Consider the following 232-nt stretch of genomic DNA (forward strand, 5'->3'; position numbering starts at 1 on the left):
GCGGGCGGCGTGGTGAGGCCGACGGCCAGCCGCAGCGTCTCGGTGAGGCGGTCCCGTACGGCGTCGAGGCGTCCGGCGTCGTCGGCGGGGACCGCGGGCGGCAGATGGCGGGCCGGAGCGAGGTCGACGTCGTCGTCGAGCAGTTCCAGAACGGGCACCGAACGGGCGAGGCCGGGCCGAGGGGCGAGGCGGCCGGCCCGGTCGAAGTCCCGCCAGGCGTCCAGCACCGTCT

General features: G+C 77.6%; 1 pseudogene. It reads right to left on the reverse strand.

Going from position 1 to position 232, the window contains the following annotated elements:
- Nucleotides 1–232: pseudogene (locus G3I53_RS14315) on the reverse strand (SAM-dependent methyltransferase); the annotation flags it as partial.

The sequence above is a fragment of the Streptomyces sp. SID14436 genome (assembly GCF_010548465.1).
Lineage (GTDB): Bacteria > Actinomycetota > Actinomycetes > Streptomycetales > Streptomycetaceae > Streptomyces.